The sequence below is a fragment of the Paenibacillus sp. sgz302114 genome, from assembly GCF_056120345.1.
On sequence record NZ_JBVYOI010000003.1, the window covers coordinates 158,056 to 172,224 of the forward strand.

15 protein-coding genes are annotated in these 14,169 nt (G+C 50.9%); all 15 read right to left on the reverse strand.

Features of this window, described 5'->3' with window-relative positions; all coding sequences use genetic code 11:
• Nucleotides 1-208 precede the first annotated feature (208 nt).
• Entirely contained in the window at nucleotides 209-634 is a 426-nt protein-coding gene (locus AC0LWF_RS09840) for a DUF2487 family protein (protein ID WP_474651374.1), read from the reverse strand.
• A 180-nt stretch (nucleotides 635-814) separates the two neighbouring features.
• A complete protein-coding gene (locus AC0LWF_RS09845) occupies nucleotides 815-997 on the reverse strand; it encodes an IDEAL domain-containing protein (protein WP_090574012.1) in 183 nt (60 codons plus the stop codon).
• 273 nt (nucleotides 998-1,270) lie between these two features.
• Nucleotides 1,271-2,509: a hypothetical protein gene (locus AC0LWF_RS09850; protein ID WP_474651375.1), complete on the reverse strand. Its 1,239-nt coding sequence runs from the start codon at nucleotides 2,507-2,509 to the stop codon at nucleotides 1,271-1,273.
• Nucleotides 2,510-2,645: 136 nt separating this feature from the next.
• Nucleotides 2,646-3,233 (reverse strand): histidine phosphatase family protein, encoded by a 588-nt coding sequence (locus tag AC0LWF_RS09855; protein WP_474651376.1) that lies wholly within the window; start codon nucleotides 3,231-3,233, stop codon nucleotides 2,646-2,648.
• A 55-nt stretch (nucleotides 3,234-3,288) separates the two neighbouring features.
• On the reverse strand, nucleotides 3,289-3,891 hold the full coding sequence (locus AC0LWF_RS09860) for an anti-sigma factor family protein (RefSeq protein ID WP_474651377.1): 603 nt from the start codon (nucleotides 3,889-3,891) through the stop codon (nucleotides 3,289-3,291).
• A complete protein-coding gene (locus AC0LWF_RS09865) occupies nucleotides 3,888-4,484 on the reverse strand; it encodes an RNA polymerase sigma factor (RefSeq protein WP_474651378.1) in 597 nt (198 codons plus the stop codon). Before AC0LWF_RS09865 ends, AC0LWF_RS09860 begins: the two co-directional genes overlap by 4 nt.
• Before the next feature lie 465 nt (nucleotides 4,485-4,949).
• Nucleotides 4,950-6,041, reverse strand: a complete 1,092-nt coding sequence (locus tag AC0LWF_RS09870; RefSeq protein WP_474651379.1) for a prephenate dehydrogenase — start codon at nucleotides 6,039-6,041, stop codon at nucleotides 4,950-4,952.
• A gap of 4 nt (nucleotides 6,042-6,045) precedes the next feature.
• Nucleotides 6,046-7,143, reverse strand: coding sequence for a histidinol-phosphate transaminase (gene hisC / locus AC0LWF_RS09875; protein ID WP_474651380.1), 1,098 nt, complete (start codon nucleotides 7,141-7,143; stop codon nucleotides 6,046-6,048).
• 201 nt (nucleotides 7,144-7,344) lie between these two features.
• Nucleotides 7,345-8,160 carry a tryptophan synthase subunit alpha gene (gene trpA, locus AC0LWF_RS09880; RefSeq protein WP_474651749.1) on the reverse strand — a complete coding sequence of 272 codons (816 nt, stop codon included), beginning with the start codon at nucleotides 8,158-8,160 and terminating at the stop codon, nucleotides 7,345-7,347.
• Complete coding sequence (trpB, locus tag AC0LWF_RS09885; RefSeq protein WP_474651381.1) at nucleotides 8,156-9,364, reverse strand: tryptophan synthase subunit beta; 1,209 nt, start codon at nucleotides 9,362-9,364, stop codon at nucleotides 8,156-8,158. Before trpB ends, trpA begins: the two co-directional genes overlap by 5 nt.
• Nucleotides 9,361-10,038: a phosphoribosylanthranilate isomerase gene (locus tag AC0LWF_RS09890; RefSeq protein ID WP_474651382.1), complete on the reverse strand. Its 678-nt coding sequence runs from the start codon at nucleotides 10,036-10,038 to the stop codon at nucleotides 9,361-9,363. The genes trpB and AC0LWF_RS09890 overlap by 4 nt, the downstream gene beginning before the upstream one ends.
• On the reverse strand, nucleotides 10,038-10,832 hold the full coding sequence (gene trpC / locus AC0LWF_RS09895; protein WP_474651383.1) for an indole-3-glycerol phosphate synthase TrpC: 795 nt from the start codon (nucleotides 10,830-10,832) through the stop codon (nucleotides 10,038-10,040). The genes AC0LWF_RS09890 and trpC overlap by 1 nt, the downstream gene beginning before the upstream one ends.
• The gene (gene trpD / locus AC0LWF_RS09900; RefSeq protein WP_474651384.1) at nucleotides 10,822-11,874 is read right to left on the reverse strand and encodes an anthranilate phosphoribosyltransferase; all 1,053 of its coding nucleotides are present in this window, start codon (nucleotides 11,872-11,874) and stop codon (nucleotides 10,822-10,824) included. The genes trpC and trpD overlap by 11 nt, the downstream gene beginning before the upstream one ends.
• 5 nt (nucleotides 11,875-11,879) lie before the next feature.
• On the reverse strand, nucleotides 11,880-13,427 hold the full coding sequence (gene trpE, locus AC0LWF_RS09905; RefSeq protein ID WP_474651385.1) for an anthranilate synthase component I: 1,548 nt from the start codon (nucleotides 13,425-13,427) through the stop codon (nucleotides 11,880-11,882).
• A gap of 371 nt (nucleotides 13,428-13,798) precedes the next feature.
• Nucleotides 13,799-14,167, reverse strand: coding sequence for a chorismate mutase (aroH, locus tag AC0LWF_RS09910; protein ID WP_474651386.1), 369 nt, complete (start codon nucleotides 14,165-14,167; stop codon nucleotides 13,799-13,801).
• Nucleotides 14,168-14,169: the final 2 nt, after the last annotated feature.

Consider the following 14,169-nt stretch of genomic DNA (forward strand, 5'->3'; position numbering starts at 1 on the left):
TAGGCAAAACATACGTTGAACTTGGACATTACCTATAATAGCCTAGGTCATATAGAGCGTCAAGAATATGGCAGGCGTTTTTGCTCATCTGTTCAAGAAGCGGTCTTCATTTTGTTGTCATTTTGTCACATTTAACCTTGTCTCTGGCTATGTTTTTCCCCAACCGCTGTCACCTTATGCGTATTCTGCCACGCACATCTTCCTACCCTTACGCTCGTCCGAGCCAAAGCTGTCGAACGGCATCATTCACGCTCTCAGCTGCAGGCAATTCTCCTTGTTCATCAAGGCTGATTACGAGGTCTGCGCCTGTCTCCGCGTGTGATTCACCAGGTAATGGACTATTCAATACGATTATCACGTATTTAAAGCCGACTTGACGCAGATTACCGGTCAATAATTGCAATTGCCTCATAAGCTCCGGCGACCATGCGCCATATTGGCAAGCTGGATAGGTAACGATTCTTCCTTTGAACGGAATCTCGATCAGATCGAGCACATCCCGCAGTCGTTCGAGTGCCGCTGTAGCCTCATGCGGCATCTCTGTTCCTTGCAGACCGGTTACAGGCAGAACCGCCGTGTCCAGATATGGGGCAAGCTCTGCCCAGCTGTCTGCACTTAAATCGCTAAATTTCATTGAGTTATTCACCAGTCCTTCATTATGTAAACAAGTGTCGAATTTCAACACTTCTCTACCATCCTACCACATTTCCGGAACACAAAAACAGCCTGCACCTCACGACCAAACGAAATTTTCATTTCGCGAAAGGACGATTGTGCAGGCTATAGCCCATGCGGACGTTCATATCCGCCTTCATTATACGTATAGTGACTTCAGCTCGTCAGTCAAGCGACGGAACGTATCTCGATCGCCTGATGCAAGCGCCTCATCAATGGCTTGATAAAGCTTATCCCTACGGAATTTGAGTACAGCTTCATCGAGTAACATTTCTGCAGCGAGCCCGAGCATCACTTCGTACGATACTTTCATTTTGTCCATAGGATACACCTCCAACACCGCGTTTAAGAGATCCTATAATCCTTCCTTAGGCGCCAATAGCTTTCCATCCGATCTGTGACGATTCCCGCAGGCGAATAAGTGAAAGCATATAGGTGGGTACCATCTGTCTGTTACCCTTTACTAATACAAACCGGCTCTACGTTATCATATTCATCTTGCCAGCCACCGCTAAGGACGATGGCCCCCTCACATGCACGAATGTGCTGTTGCCTAGATTTGATTCATCTCATCCTATCTGATCTGCTCTTCTCGTCAGCTGTTCAAAACAATCGCTTCATCATCAATGCTCAGTCCCGCAACAATCGTGCGGCCAAGCGGCGTCATCCGAATGACTTGTCCATGCTCGTGGTGATCGCCAATCCGCAGAAGGCCCAGATGCATCAACATACTAATCAATCGCTGCTCGAGAATCGTTCCCGGCTCGTCGTAGTAGAACGGTTTGATGTAAGGCTTCAACGTACTGTGCATCGTATCTGCACTGACCCAGCTTCTTCCGAGCTTATCAATCCAGTGAACAATCGCTCTGATATTCGGAATGGGCCCTTTGTACAGCCGCAGCCAAAATTGATACAGCTTGTCCGATGCCTCTGGTGTGCGAAGCTCTTGTCGCTCTTTACCTGCAGCTGTCAACTCGAGTCCGGTGCTCGTTTCTGCAATCCATCCTTTATAGAAGCAATAATCGTAGAGGAGCGAGAGCCGGTTCGGATATTCCTTCATTCTTCTGCCGTAACCGAAGCGCCATTCTCCCTTGACAGGCAATTGCTCCTTCACCCCAAACAGCTCCAATAGCTGCAGGACATTCCGCTTATACATGAAGCCTTCGCTCGTTAGCGGAATTTCATTGAGATGAATGTAGGTGAGCAGCTGTGCGACATCTTCGCCCATCAGCATCTGTTCATCGCGATAAGCATGAGGTTCATCGCCAGTATATACGACTTGGGAGACAAGCCTGCGTTCCATCGTTTCCTTGAATCTTTCCTTCAAGTCTGCAGGCACCTGGAACAAATAACGATTGGGTCCAGCATAACCATTGAATAGCCAACCGTATTGCTTGAACCTTGAGATCGTATCGCGCGGGCCATCCTCCTGCACTTGCTTCTCTTTCGATGCCCGGCATTTGTTTGATAGTTTAGCAGCTTTGTTCTTTGCGGATTCCGCTTTCTTTGAGACTGGTAATGCATGGCTTCCATCGTCTGCGCCTTGTTTCGGTTCTTCCGCAGAACTAACAAACCGGCTCTGCTGTACACGTGCGACTAGCTCTTCCAAGCTGAACGCATCTCTGGCATCAAAAAGCAGCGAATTGATGAATCGTAGATCCTCCAGCTTCATCGCGCCAATCTGTGCTTCAAATACATCTCTTCGATTCACAGTAGACAGGATCGACTGGATGAGATCATTCTTCGAATTCCCGTTGCACTCACATTGATAGGTCGTCGCGATCCGACTTAGCTGCCCAATATCCGCATAACTAAGCATATCTGCTAAATTCATATACAGCCCTCCGTTCCAAGCGCCTCACAGGTTTACTACCATTATGGGAACATTGACGAAAATTATAACCAGAGCAATAAAAAAAGCCGTCAATCCTCTTAGAAATTCGAGGATTGACGGCTGTTCTGTATACGAGTTAATTCTGCAACTGTTCCAAATGAAGCGTGCAATTGTGGAGAATCGGATTCCAGTTTGAATCAGTACGTTCCATAATAGAGAATGACAAATTGTGAATCGGCTTATCAGCAAGATCTGTGCACATCGCTTTGAGCAGCTGGGCTAGCAAGCTGCCGTGGGTTACGACAAGAATGTTCCGCGCCTCGTTCGCTGCAGCCGTCTCTTCGACGAAAGCGAGCGATCTCTCGCGTACGGAAGCATCGCCTTCTTGTCCGCAGTCGCATCTCTTCCATTCCGGACCCCAAAGACTCAGCCTCTCCGCTTCTGTCGTTCCTTCTATCTCGCCATAGAAACGTTCCCGAAGCCTTGTATCAGGCGGTAAAAGAGGGATTTCGAGCGCCTTCGAAATAATGGCTGCTGTCTCGATGGCTCTAGACAAGTCGCTTGAGATGATTGCGTCCCATTTCATCGCTTCATGCTGAAGACGATAAGCGAGCGCGCGAGCTTGACGGATACCTTCGTTATTGAGCGGGATATCCGTTTGTCCTTGTATTCTGCCAAGTGCATTCCAATCTGTCTTGCCGTGCCGAATCAGTCCGATTCTCAAGCTTTCGCTCCCCTTTTCATGACAGTCTGAAAGATATGTATGTTGGAAATCCAGCTTAATTACGTGTACGTGAGAACCAGTTAAGAATAAGCAGCGTTACGATGATTCCTAGCAGCGACAACGCCACATAGTATTGCGGAACCGTTGGTACAATATTCAGTACAATTGGATCGCTGATGCTCGCTACCGGTACGTCCGCGTAGAAGTCGGCGCTTATAACGGTGCTGTCTGTAGCTGCATTCGCTGTCTCCAGAAGCCCAGTCAGTTTGGCCACTTGAGCAGATGAAGCATCATTGGTCCCCGTCAGCAAATAAAACAAGCCGCATACGAACATAGCCATGAAACAAGCAATAATTAAGGTGACGTTTCTGCGGAATGACCTCGTGAACTGATAGCTCCGGTTCGGTACAGGCATGTACCAGGATTGTTCGTTATATATACGGTCCATGACGCCAAAGTTCACATGGTCAATCGGACCGATTTCCTCTGAATCTTCCGAGAAGACGCGAATTAACTGTTCGCTCTCTTCCCAAATTTGAAATTCCTCCCTGCATGCTGCACAGGTTAGGAGATGCTCATCGACGGACTTGCGTTCGATGTCGTCCTCCGGCAAATCCCAGTAGACACCAAATAATTGCCCGGCTTCAAGGCATTTCATCGCATTTTCATCCCCTCGTATTCCTCCAGCATCGGCGACTCCCCGAAATACGGCTCAAGCTGTACTTTGACACTGCTGCGTGCTCGAAACAGAAGCGACTTGACGGAGCTAACCGTCTGACCAAGAATGCTGGCAATCTCTTGATAATCCAGCTGGTCATATTCCCGTAAAATAAGCGCGGAACGCTGTTTCTCCGGCAGGCTGTTTATCGCTTCACGAACCATCGACATCCGTTCGTTCTGCAGCAGCCGGTGTTCCGGCACTGCATCTGGCGGGGCAATCGGAATGAATCCGACTTCATCGAAGGACACGCTGCCTGTTTTTTGCTTGCGCAGTTCGCTAAGTACCGTATTTCTTGCAATGGTGTACAACCACGTAGAGAAGGAAGCATCGACTTCCCGGAATGAATGCAGGCTGCGATACGCCTTGTAAAACGTCTCAGAGCATAGATCCTCTGCCAACAATTCAAGCTTCGCACTCTTTAACATGTGGTAGATGAAGGCAAGGATTTTACGTTGGTAGCGCCGCATCAATTCCGAATATAGCTGTATGTTTCCATCTTTGATTTCGCGTATAAGCTGGGAATCCGTCATCGCGGGCGACCCTCCTTGGCCTTAGGAGTGCTCCCGGTTCGGTATAACATTGTACCGAAACGAGAGTGAAAAGTTGCGCGATCCCAAACAAAAAAATTCATTCATTCTAAAGATCACTATTAAATTCGTGAAATGAGTCCAAATTCCTGCTTCTTTCGACATGAAAGCGGTGCCCATTTTTTTACAATCAACACGCCAATTGTATCATGAATCCTTTTCAGTAAGGATAAATTTTTTTCAAAGCTTCGTGCAGTCAACGCACCGTACTCTCATTACCCACAACAATAAACGGATGAAACGATTTAAATGTTCCACTTCAGCAAAAAAAAAAGACCGCCCTATTAGGGCGGCCCCGCAAATTCTGCGATGGATTAGGATAGGAGTGGAGAGAAACCATACTGTACTTTTATTATATGTATACGTTTTCATTCTGTCAATAAGCGTTTTCATTTCATAACATACAACTTAAAAATGAACAGAATAGCCAATTTCGCCCAATTTTAGAACAGCCCTATCCAAATCCTCTTGAGTCCGGAAGCTGAGACGCAGAACGCCTGGCACATCTTCTCTACTCTCAATAATCTGAACATTGCTAAGATTGATCTCGCTGTTGCCGAGCTCCGTCGCCACTTTGCCGATAATGCCCGGATGATCCGGCACATCAATATAGCATTCGAATACGGAATGAATCATTCCTTTGCGGCGCTCCGGCAGCGTGCTGCGGAACTGGCCCGACTTCTTGAACGCAGCCTCGATCCCTTCGCCGTCTTCGTTCTGCAGCATCTCAATGAAGGCCGTCGTACCCGCTTGCCACTCCTGCAGCAGCTTAAGAAGCACAGTTCGGTTGTTCACCAAAATGTCGCGCCATACTACCGGATCGCTGGAGCCAATACGCGTAATGTCACGGAAGCCTCCCGCTGCAAGCTGACTGTACAGCGAATTCCCTTCGTTATGGCCGCGTACAAGGTTTACAAGCGCGACTGCAATGATATGCGGCAGATGGCTAATTGCCCCGACGATCTCATCATGCTCCTCGGGGTGCACATGAACGATGTGCGCTTTTGTATAAGTGAGCAGCTCCGTCAGACGGTCTACATCGTATTGAGCTGTCGACGGCTCTGGTGTCAGCACGTAGAAGGCATTCTCGAATAGATACAAGGAAGCCGCCTCTACACCTGAGCGCTCGGAGCCTGCCATCGGATGGCCGCCGATGAATACTGCGTCGCCTAGCTTCGCATTCCGCGCTGATGCAGCGACAGATGCTTTGGTGCTGCCTACATCCGTAATGATGCAGCCCGGCTTCAGCTCAAGCTGGCTAAGCTCGTCCACGTATTGCGCAAGCGAGCCGACAGGCACACATAGAAAAATAAAATCCGCGCCTTCTGCTGCCTCGCGAAGAGACGTCGTCGCATGATCGACGACGCCCCTCTCGAGGTACTTGGCTACGGATGATTCGCGTACGGAATGACCGACAACGGTTAAGCCCGGTTTGCCTTTAAAGCAAAGCGCAAGCGAGCCGCCGATCAGTCCGACGCCGAATATCGCGATTTTTGTCATGATGTTAACCTAGCACCGCCGCTTCCTGAAGTACTTCTTCCAATGCGCGGATAAACGCTTCGTTCTGCTCGCGGCTGCCAACTGTAATCCGAATATGAGTCGGGTAGTACGACCAGCGTGCACGGGAGATGATCCCTTTGCGCAGCAAACCGTCGAATACCTGCTGAGACGGGAGCTTCACATCGACCATGACGAAGTTGCCGTGCGCCTCGAAATAGCTCAAGCCGAGACGGTCGAATTGCTCATTCAAATACGCGATGCCTTCAGCGTTACGCAACTTGCAGTTGTTCAAGAACTCAAGATCTGCAAGCGAAGCCTTCGCTGCGGCCTGTCCGAAACGGGAAGTGTTGAACGGCTCGCGAACTTGATTGATGGAACGGATCACATCTTCGTGACCGACGCCATAACCGATTCGCAGCGAAGCAAGTCCGTACACTTTGGAGAAAGTGCGCAGTACGATCACGTTCTTGAATTCCGGTAGCAGCGTAATGCCATCTGGATACTCTGCATCGAGCACATACTCGAAGTAAGCCTCGTCAAGTACAACGAGAACATTCGAAGGCACTTGGCGGATGAACGCTTCCAGCTCCGCTTTGCGCACAATTGTACCCGTTGGGTTGTTCGGGTTACACACCCAGATGATCTTCGTGCGATCTGTCACTTTCGCGAGCATCGCTGTCAGATCATGCGTACCGTCATTCAGCGGAACCTCGATTATTGTTGCGCCTTCAATCTCGCAGTTGTGCTTATATTGCGGGAATGTTTCATCCGCCATAATCGTCTCGTCGCCAGGCGTCAGATAAGCACGTGCCAGCATTAGAATGACTTCATCAGAGCCAGCGCCAAAAATAATCTGCTTCGGCGTCACGCCAAGATATGCTGCCAGGTCATTCGTCAGCTCTACGCTGCCGCCGTCCGGATAAAGGCTAACGTTCGAAAGTTCATTCTGAATAGCCGCTTTGGCATGCTCAGAGCTGCCAAATGGATTCTCATTGGAAGCAAGCTTGATTACTTCCTTCAGCCCAAGCTCTCTCTTCACTTCTTCAATTGGTTTACCAGGTTGGTACACAGGCAAATGCACAATACTTTGTTTTGGTTGCATGAATAATCACCTCATAAATAGTGGCGTAGAATAGGTTACAAACTTTATTTCAATATTGTCTCATAAGTTGCTGGCATTTAAAAGAGTGCACCAGATATTTTCTTTCACGCTTTTAAGCTTTTATGCACAGAAGCATCTGTCTGAAATAGTAAAGCCCTCTTGCCGCGCTTTGCGCTAGCTAGAGGGCTTCATGGTATTCAATTACGCGCGGCCGCTCAGCTCACTCACGAACTGGCGAATTTGATTAAGCCCGTCCTGCTTCGTTTCCGGCGACTGGAGCAGCGGGACAACCTCTTCGATCTTGCGCACGATCGCGCTGCCGACGATAACGCCATCGGCTTGCTTGCTGAAGCGCTCGACCTGCTCGCGGTTCGAAATGCCGAAGCCCACTGCAATCGGCGTTGCTGTCGCACTGCGAACAGTTGCGAGGAACTCGTCAATTCCCTTGTGGAAGTCAGCACGCACGCCTGTAACACCTAGTGATGATACGCAATATACGAAGCCGCGGGCCTTCGCAGCGATCCGTGTGACACGATCATTCGACGTCGGCGCGACGAGAGGAATAAGATGAATATCGGCATTTTCTGCCATTGCACGAAGCTCTGCATCCTCTTCAAGCGGCAAATCCGGAATGATAAGACCACTGATGCCTTTTGTAGTGATAAGGTCAAAGAAGCGTTCCAAACCAAATTGAAGAATGGGATTGTAGTAGGAGAATAGAATAAACGGCAGCTTTACGCCTGCAGTTCTCGCTTGGTCGGCCACCTCGATTACGTCCGCCAGTGTAACACGAGCGTTCGAGAGCGCCCGCTCCGATGCACGCTGAATGACTGGACCGTCTGCAAGCGGGTCGGAGTAAGGTACGCCAAGCTCTACCATATCCGCGCCAGCTTGCTCTAAGGTTTGAATAATGTCCACTGACGTTGCCAAGTCGGGATCGCCAATCGTTACAAAAGGAATAAGTGCCGTACGGCCTTCCTCGTGGAGGCGCTGGAATGCTGCATCAATTGCATTAATGGCCATTGCTATCCCCTCCTCCGTTCAAGTAGCCCATAATCGCTTGCACGTCTTTATCACCGCGGCCGGAGAGGCAGACGACTACGATCTCCTCACGGCTCAAGGTCGGAGCGAGCTTCACAACTTCCGCAATGGCATGCGCCGATTCAAGCGCTGGAATAATACCTTCTGTACGAGACAACAATTGAAGCGCATCGAGCGCTTCTGCGTCCGTAATTGGCACATATCTCGCGCGTTCGATATCCTTCAAATAAGCATGCTCAGGACCAATACCCGGGTAATCAAGACCAGCCGAAATAGAGTGTGCTGGCAGAACTTGACCATGGTCATCCTGAAGTACGTAGCTGAGCGAGCCTTGGAATACGCCATGACGGCCCTTCGTCATCGTCGCAGCATGCTCTTCTGTATCTACACCGCGACCAGCTGCTTCAACTCCGATCAGCTTCACGCTGTCATCACCGATGAACGGATAGAACATGCCGATTGCGTTGCTGCCGCCGCCGACAGCCGCCAGAACATAATCCGGCAGACGGCCCGCTTCTTTCACAATTTGCTCTCTCGTCTCATCTCCGATAATGCGCTGGAAGTCGCGGACAATCATCGGATACGGATGCGGACCCGTTGCCGAACCGAGAATATAGTACGTATCATCGACGTGGCTGACCCAGTAACGAAGCGTCTCGTTACAAGCGTCCTTCAGCGTGCGCGTACCAGAAGTAACTGGCACGACTTCTGCGCCGAGCAGCTGCATTCGGAACACATTCAGCTCTTGACGCTTCATATCTTCCTCGCCCATAAACACTTTGCATTCGAGTCCTAGCAAGGCTGCGACGGTTGCAGAAGCAACGCCGTGCTGGCCTGCGCCGGTTTCGGCGATAATCTTCGTTTTGCCCATCCGCTTCGCGAGAATGCCTTGGCCGATGGTGTTGTTGATCTTATGCGCGCCGGTATGGTTCAAATCTTCGCGCTTCAAGTAAATTTGCGCACCGCCAAGCTTCTCCGACAAGTGCTGGGCATGATACAACGACGTCGGACGACCGGAGTATTTATGCAGCAAATTGCGGATTTCCGCAAGAAAATCAGGATCCTTCGAATAGTGCTTGTACGCTTCCTCCAGCTCAAGCAGTGCGTTCATCAACGTTTCCGGTACATACCGACCGCCGAACTTGCCGAAACGGCCATTCAAATCTGGAACTTCGATCATACACCATTCACCCTTTCTGCAAACAATCTAATTTTCTGAATATCTTTCACGCCATCCGTCTCTACACCGCTGGACACGTCCACCCCGCTTGGCGAATAGCTGCTGAGCAGCTCCCCGACATTATCAGGATGCAGGCCGCCTGCGACATAAAGCGGAACTCCGATCCGCGCGGCAACCAACGCATAGCGGTCAACGACATGCCACGCGAAAGTAACGCCTGTTCCGCCACCGGCTGTATCAATGAGGAAACCGTCTACGACACCGGCAAAAGCCGCCAAGCGATCTGGCCCGGCTGACGCCGCCCCAACATCTCCCTCGCTATCTTCAGCCACGACCGAGAACACCTTCCATACCATCACTTCGAGCAAATTCCGTACTTCTGCACAGAACGCGGGCGTTTCTTCTCCGTGCAGCTGAACAACGTCCAGCGGCGCCTCTGCGAGAACTTTGCGCAGCTCATCAATCGTCGGATTCACGAAGACACCTACTGATTGTGGCGCTGAGCCAGACGGCGTACGGAGCTTCCGCACCTCGCCGATCAGCTCGCCGGCAAGCGCCGGCGACACTTGCCGCTTGCTCTTCGCGAAGACGAAACCGATCTCGTCCACAGGCAAACCGTCCATCGCACGAACGGTCTCGCTATCGCGCAAACCGCATATTTTGACACGCGTCATTATACCTTCACCGGCCCCATCAAATGTGCGACGGCAGTGCCGACATCCGGCTGACGCATGAAGTATTCGCCGATAAGTACCCCTTTAGCTCCAACCGATTGGACAAAATCAATATCTTCTTGCGAGGCTAAAGAGCTCTCGCTAATTACTGTAATGCCCGGCGGAACTAGGCTAATCAACCGTTCAGTCGTCTTAATATCCGTAACGAACGTGTGCAGATTGCGGTTATTAATACCGACAAGCGTCGCTTTATCCAGCTCCAGCACCGCTTCCATCTCCTGCTCGTCATGCACTTCTACCAGTACATCAAGACCAATTGACTTCGCAATATCATATAGCTCTGACAGCTCGGCAGGCTTCAGAATTGCGGCAATGAGCAGAATCGCATCGGCACCGATTAGCCGTGCTTCATATACTTGGCGGTAATCGATCGTGAAATCCTTGCGCAGCAGCGGCAGGCTTACAGCTTGCGACACTGCCGTTAAGTACTCATTCTGACCTTGAAAATAATCAACGTCCGTCAAAACCGAAATGCAGTCCGCTCCCGCTTCTTCATAGATCCGCGCCAGCGTGACAGGATCAAAGTCGGCGCGAATGAGTCCTTTGGAAGGCGAGGCTTTCTTTACTTCTGCGATCAAGCCAAGCGGGCGATTCCGCCTCACGGTTATCGCGCTCTCGAAGCCTCGGCAGGCAGGCAGCGCTGCAATTTGGCGCTCCACTGCAGCCAAATCGAACTGCGCGGCAAGCGCTTCTACTTCTTTGCGCTTTGTTGATACGATTTTATCAAGAAACATGGCTCAACGCTCCTGTCGTTTCAATCAGCTGCTGCAGCTTAACTGCTGCTTTGCCGGAATCAATGATGCCCTTCGCAATAGCTACCCCGTCTTGCAGAGTGTCTGCTTTGCCGCCCACATAGATGCAAGCTCCGGCGTTCGCCAGCACGATATCACGGTACGCCCCCTGCTCTTCACCGCTGAAGATCGTTCGGATAATACGCGCGTTCTCCGCTGCGTCGCCGCCGATGATATCGGATAACGAGCGCGTTGTAAGTCCGAGCTCTTCCGGAGTAATCGTGTACGTTCTCAAATCGCCTTTCAGCAGCTCCGAGATTTGGGTTGGTGATGAAATGCTGATTTCATCCAGGCCATCGTAGCTGCTAACAACCATCGCCCGATTGAGACCAAGCTCACCGAGCACTGCTGCGATCGTGTCCGTACGTGAGCGGTCATAGATGCCGATCAGCTGACGATCTGCATTCGCAGGGTTCGTTAGAGGACCGAGCATATTGAAGATGGTGCGGAATCCAAGCTCCCGGCGGGGTGCAGCTGCATGTTTCAAGGACGGATGGTACAGCTGCGCAAACATAAAGCAGATTCCGATTGCATCCAAGCAGCGAGCTGCTTGCTCTGCGCTTAGTGTAATATTGACGCCAAGCGCTTCGAGCGTATCCGCGCTGCCAGATTTGCCTGACATCGCCCGATTGCCGTGCTTCGCAACACGGATACCCGCCGCTGAAGCGATAATCGCCGAAGCGGTGGAAATATTGAATTTATGCACGCCGGAGCCGCCTGTGCCGCAAGTATCCAGCAGCCCCCCGCGCTCTGTATTCACGTGATGGGAATGCGCGCGCATTGCTTCTGCAAATCCCGTGATCTCGTCCTTCGTCTCGCCTTTCATGCGGAGTGCCGTGGCGACGGAGCCGATCTGTGCGCCAGTAGCCTCGCCATTCATGATTAACTCCATTACGCCGCGCGCTTCCTCACGCGACAGGCTTGTGCCGCCGATTAGCGTCGTCAACGCTCGCTGCATCGTAATCAATTCGCTCGTTACTGTCATACTCCTCACCCTTTCGCACCCGCATAATAGTCCATATTAATCATGTTCACGCCGCGCTTCGGTTCTGCGAAGATCTCCTCTGCCGCGCGAACCGCCTTCAGCATCGCCATCGCTTTATTCACCGTTTCCATATACTCATTCTCCGGTACGGAATCCCATACGATGCCGGCCCCTGCTTGTACATAAGCTTTGCCATTCTTGAAGATTAGCGTCCGAATCGTTATGCATGTATTCAAGCTGCCGCCGAAACCGAGATAGCCGATTGCACCAGCATAAGCGCCGCGCGCTTCATTCTCAAGCTCAGCAATAATCTCCATCGCGCGAAGCTTCGGTGCGCCCGAGACTGTACCTGCCGGCATACAGGAGACAAAAGCGTCGAAGAAATCTTTGTCCTCGCGCAGCTTGCCGGAAACGTTGGACACAATATGCATAACGTGCGAGTAGCGCTCAATATCCATGTACGAATCGCAGCGAACGGAACCGAACTCAGATACGCGGCCGATGTCATTGCGTCCCAAGTCGACGAGCATGAGATGCTCTGCACGTTCCTTCTCGTCCGCGAGCAGCTCTTTCTCAAAGAGCAGATCCTGCTCAGGCGTCTTGCCGCGAGGCCGTGTTCCGGCAATTGGACGCGTCTCCACTCGTTCGCCGTCTACCTTTACCAGCGCTTCCGGCGAAGTGCCGACAATGACTTCATCATCCATTTTCAAATAGTACATGTACGGCGAGGGATTCATCGTACGCAGTACGCGGTATACATGAAGCGGATCAACTTCCGTCTCGATGCTGAACCGCTGGGAGAGCACCACTTGGAAAATATCTCCTGCGCGAATGAATTCCTTCGACTTCTCAACGTTCGCAAGGAACTGCTCTTTCGTCAGGTTCGATTGCACATCGCCGAGATCTGGATCTGCCGGCACAGTGCCGCCAGCGAGAGCCGATTGCAGCGGCTGCTGCAGCCGTTCGATTGTCGCCTCGATCTTGCTGACCGTCTGCAGATATATCGCTTCGATATCCCGGTCTGTCGCTCCATGCGGGATATGTATGTTGCCAATCACTTGCACCTGCTGCTTGAAATGATCGAAGACGATAATTTGATCGCAGAACATAAACTGCAAATCGTTCATGTTCAAATCATCGATGCGGTGTGCAGGAAGCTTCTCGTAATACTGCAGCAGATCGTAGCCGAAGAATCCGATCGCTCCGCCTGTAAAAGGTGGCAGCCCCGTGATGGATGGACTGCGGTATGCTCGCAGATGTGCTTTAAGCAGCTCGATCGGCTTATCGCGAAGAATCGTCTCTTCGCCGTTCTTCTCAATGACCATCTCGCCGTTCTTGCCACGGATCAACATGAATGGGTCTGTGCCGATAAAGGAATACCGCGCCCATTTCACGCCGCCCTCAACGCTCTCAAGCAGAAACGCACGACGTTCTTTATAGAAATGCTGGAAGATCCGAATGGGCGTTTCGGTATCTGCCATCACATTACGTACAATTGGAATCAAATTATAAGTGCCGGCCAACCGAATGATTTCTTGAAGTTCCTGATTCATCTTCGATCTCTCCCCTGTAGGAAAAATAAAAAAACTCCTGCCGCAGCAGGAGTGTTAGTGTCAGAAGATAATAATGAGCATTGATTCGAATGCAGAGAATTAGCGTCAGCTCCCTATTATGCGCCCCACTCAAAAATTAACGAAAATGGGTACGACTAAATAAGGTTAAACAGCTACGATCCATTTCTCCGGTCTACTCGTCTCAACTCTAAAAGCACTAGGCTCAGCTCTGCTCATCTCTTCTAAAAAACATCTCGTACTGCTCATCTCAAACTATGCTCTGCTCATTCTTCAAGTATGAAATCACTATACACTAGTGCAATCAGATCCGTCAATGAACTTTTATGTCGCGTGCGTGCACTTATTTTAGCTTAAGATTTGCTCAAGTCAGGACGCAGCGCCTTTGCTCCGCCTAAGTAGACATGCTCAATATCCTGTTGCGATTTATCCGTGTTTACAAGCACCATGAGACGAATGCACATCGCTAGGCTGCCCTTTACCGGCACTTCAAGCGCACACATTAATGGGACAAGCTCCCAGCCTGCCATCGCACGGATCGCACGAGCAGGGAACGTTGCATCGAGATCCCCAGTTACCGTGACGAACACGCTGGCAATGTCTTCAGGCGATACTTGATTGGCGCTCACGATAAGGTTAAGCATTTCTGCCGTCGCTTGCAGAATCGGCTGCTCCTCATTCACTTCTACCGTAATTGCTCCGCGAATTCCCCGAACACTCATCT

Excerpts from the sequence above, each read along its gene's own strand:
- AC0LWF_RS09840 (WP_474651374.1), bottom strand. The coding sequence starts at position 634 with ATGAAATTTAGCGATTTAAGTGCAGACAGCTGGGCAGAGCTTGCCCCA.
- AC0LWF_RS09845 (WP_090574012.1), bottom strand. The coding sequence starts at position 997 with ATGGACAAAATGAAAGTATCGTACGAAGTGATGCTCGGGCTCGCTGCA.
- AC0LWF_RS09850 (WP_474651375.1), bottom strand. The coding sequence starts at position 2,509 with ATGAATTTAGCAGATATGCTTAGTTATGCGGATATTGGGCAGCTAAGT.
- AC0LWF_RS09860 (WP_474651377.1), bottom strand. The coding sequence starts at position 3,891 with ATGAAATGCCTTGAAGCCGGGCAATTATTTGGTGTCTACTGGGATTTG.
- AC0LWF_RS09865 (WP_474651378.1), bottom strand. The coding sequence starts at position 4,484 with ATGACGGATTCCCAGCTTATACGCGAAATCAAAGATGGAAACATACAG.
- AC0LWF_RS09870 (WP_474651379.1), bottom strand. The coding sequence starts at position 6,041 with ATGACAAAAATCGCGATATTCGGCGTCGGACTGATCGGCGGCTCGCTT.
- hisC (WP_474651380.1), bottom strand. The coding sequence starts at position 7,143 with ATGCAACCAAAACAAAGTATTGTGCATTTGCCTGTGTACCAACCTGGT.
- trpB (WP_474651381.1), bottom strand. The coding sequence starts at position 9,364 with ATGATCGAAGTTCCAGATTTGAATGGCCGTTTCGGCAAGTTCGGCGGT.
- AC0LWF_RS09890 (WP_474651382.1), bottom strand. The coding sequence starts at position 10,038 with ATGACGCGTGTCAAAATATGCGGTTTGCGCGATAGCGAGACCGTTCGT.
- trpC (WP_474651383.1), bottom strand. The coding sequence starts at position 10,832 with ATGTTTCTTGATAAAATCGTATCAACAAAGCGCAAAGAAGTAGAAGCG.
- trpD (WP_474651384.1), bottom strand. The coding sequence starts at position 11,874 with ATGACAGTAACGAGCGAATTGATTACGATGCAGCGAGCGTTGACGACG.
- trpE (WP_474651385.1), bottom strand. The coding sequence starts at position 13,427 with ATGAATCAGGAACTTCAAGAAATCATTCGGTTGGCCGGCACTTATAAT.
- aroH (WP_474651386.1), bottom strand. The coding sequence starts at position 14,167 with ATGAGTGTTCGGGGAATTCGCGGAGCAATTACGGTAGAAGTGAATGAG.